General features: G+C 70.7%; 2 protein-coding genes. Both read left to right on the top strand.

Annotation, left to right across the window (positions count from 1 at the left end; genetic code table 11):
* Positions 1-2,413: Hint domain-containing protein (locus tag AB0O67_RS37110; RefSeq protein WP_365460462.1), on the top strand; the 2,413-nt coding region annotated here is incomplete at its 5' end.
* A gap of 42 nt (positions 2,414-2,455) precedes the next feature.
* On the top strand, positions 2,456-2,758 hold the full coding sequence (locus AB0O67_RS37105) for a hypothetical protein (protein WP_365460459.1): 303 nt from the start codon (positions 2,456-2,458) through the stop codon (positions 2,756-2,758).
* Positions 2,759-2,785: the final 27 nt, after the last annotated feature.

Below are 2,785 nucleotides of genomic sequence, written 5' to 3'. Positions count from 1 at the left end.
CCGCGCGCACGCCGACGCCGCCCAGGCGGCGAAGCTGAAGGCCGACGCCGCGGTGAAGACCGCGACGGCCGCGGTGGCGGACGCCATCGCCGCCGCCAAGCACGCCGCGTCGGAGGCGAACGCGGCGGTCGCCATGGCCGACGAGGCGGAGAAGCAGGCCAAGGCCGCCAAGAGCAACGCGGACGCGGCGAGCAAGGAGGCGGCCAAGGCCGTCGCCGCCTCGGCGAAGGCCGCGGGCTTCGCGTACGTCACCGCCCAGGCGGCGGCCGACGCGCACGCCGCCGCGGCGCAGGTCGCCCAGCCGGCCAACGACGCGATCCAGATCGGCTCGCCGTACGTCGACACCGACTCGGCGGCCTCCCTGGTCGTCCTGTCCGGACAGGCGTCGAAGTCGATCGCCGACCAGCAGAAGGCCGTCGCCGACGCGCACGCCCAGAACGCGCAGGCGGAGGCCGCGGCCGCGAAGAACCTCGCCGAGCAGGCGCAGGGCGACGCGAAGCAGGCGTACGTCCACGCCGCGAACGCCGCCGCCCACGCGGCGACCGCGCGCGGCTACGCCAAGGAGGCCCTCGGCTACGCCGCCGACGCCGCCGAGGCGGCGTCCCAGGCGTCGGCCTCGCTGGCCCGCACGATCGAGTACGACCGCCAGGCCACCGAGGACGCGGCGGCGGCCGACCGTGCGGCGGGACGCGCCGAGGGCTACGCCCAGGACGCCCGCGACTCGGCCGACCAGGCCGCCCTCGACGCCTCCGCGGCCCGCGCGGCCGCGGCCGAGGCGGAGCAGGCGGCCAAGGACGCCCGAGCGGCCGCCGACCGCGCCGACGCGGCGGCGACGGAGGCCGAACAGGCGGCCGAGGACGCGGAGAAGTACGCGAAGGAGGCCCAGGAGGCCGCCGAGTCCGCGGAGCGCAAGCAGGCCAACCAGCAGGTCACGAGCGGCGCCGGAACCGGCGTCGGCGGCACGTGGTACGTCGTCGACGAGGACAGCGTCGAGGTCACCGAGGCCGAGCAGAAGAACGACTGCGTCATCGAAATCGGCTTCGAGGGCTGCACCGTCACGTTCACGGTCACGTTCAACGCCACGGTCGACTTCTTCCTGTGCACCGACCCGGAGGCGTCGGCCACGGCCACCGGCTGCCCGCCGGAGGACACGATGCTGGTCAAGAGTGAACCCTTCAAAGGGCTGAAGAAGGACGTCACCCACTACTTCAGCAAGCTCGATCTGATCAAGCAGACCGTCGTCTACCAGATCCTGAAGGCTGTCCTGGTCCAGGACTTCCTGGACTGCTGGCACGGCAGCGTCAGCGGCTGCGCCTGGGCGGCGAGCAACTTCATCCCGGGCAAGGCCTTCACCAAGATCGCCGAGGCGATCAACGCCCTGGACGCCGCGTTGAAGACCGGCATCGGCATCGCCGACGCGTACAAGGCTCTGAAGGCCCTGGACGTCGACCCGGGGACGCTGGCCAGGATCGAGGCGGGCGTCAACGCCTACGAGGACGTGATCACGACGTGCAGGGTCAACAGCTTCCCCGGTGACACCCCGGTGCTGATGGCCGACGGTACCCGCAAGGCGATCCGTGCCGTGCGGGAAGGCGACCTGGTCGTGGCAGCCGACCCCCTGACCGGACGGCTGCGGGCCGAGTCCGTCACCGACACGTTCCGGCACGACACCGAGCGGCTGGTGACCATCGGCCTGGCCGGCGGCAGCAGCCTGGACACCACGGCCGGACACAAGATCCGTACCAGCGGGCGCGGCTGGGTCCTCGCCTCCGAACTGCGCCCCGGCGACCGGCTGCTCAGCCCGGACGGGACGTTCCGCGCCGTGACCGGCGTACGCGACCGGTCGGGTCTCGCCCCGCGTCAGGTCTACGACCTCACCGTCGACGGCCTGCACACGTTCTACGTGCGCACCGAAGGGGCCGGGGCGGCGGACGTCATGGTCCACAACTGCCTGAACCTGGGGGACGAGGATCTCTCGGCTCTGTCGAAGTACAGCGACGAGATCCACACGCTGAAGGAGCATGTGAGGCCGGACGCGGCCGAGGCCTTCCGGCTCGCCGCGAGGAAGGGCAAGCCCAACACCGTCTGGACGAGCCAGGACATCGCTCAGCAGGCCGTGGACCGGGTGGTGGGCGACTACTTCAGCAAGCGCACCGCGAGCGGCCAGAAGGTCTTCGACCACGACAAGTGGAAGAGGTTCCAGAACTGGGCGGCGAAGGCCAGAGACGGTGAGCAGTACCCGGCCATCACCGGAAAATGGGATGCCTATCCCTCGCTGGGCAAGCGGTACCACCCGGACGGGAGGACGATCGACAACGCCGGCAACGACGTCGTGGTGATCCTGATGAAGGTCAAGGGTCACAACGGCAACGGCCGGTACGGCTTCGTCGTCAAGACCGCTTACCCGCAGTAGTAGATGAGCCGTTCAAGCCACGATCCGTGTAGGACATGATCCATGCCACAGAACCGTCCGACGTACGTCGAACTGGGTTACTCCGGTGACTTCGGGCTCACCGGTCTGACAGAGCGGTTGTGCTCCCCTGACAGCCCCGCCGCCGGCACCGCCGTCGACCTCCCGGCCGCGCTCGCGGTCGCCGCTCGGTCGGCGGAGGAGTCCGACGGCGAGGAAGCCGTGGAGTTGGGGGAGGACGCCCGTCGACTGCTGGACGGCCTGTTGCCGGAGGATGTCCTCCACACGGTGTGGCTGGCCGCGGTCGGCCGGATTTTCGACATGTACGGGCCCTCGTCCAGGGTGTGATCAGGCGCTGGACCCCCAGCAGGAGCA

The sequence above is a fragment of the Streptomyces sp. NPDC086077 genome (assembly GCF_040686175.1).
In the GTDB taxonomy this organism is placed as follows: domain Bacteria; phylum Actinomycetota; class Actinomycetes; order Streptomycetales; family Streptomycetaceae; genus Streptomyces.
The sequence above is the reverse complement of the archived record's forward strand: the minus strand, read 5'-3'. Positions and strand labels throughout refer to the sequence as shown.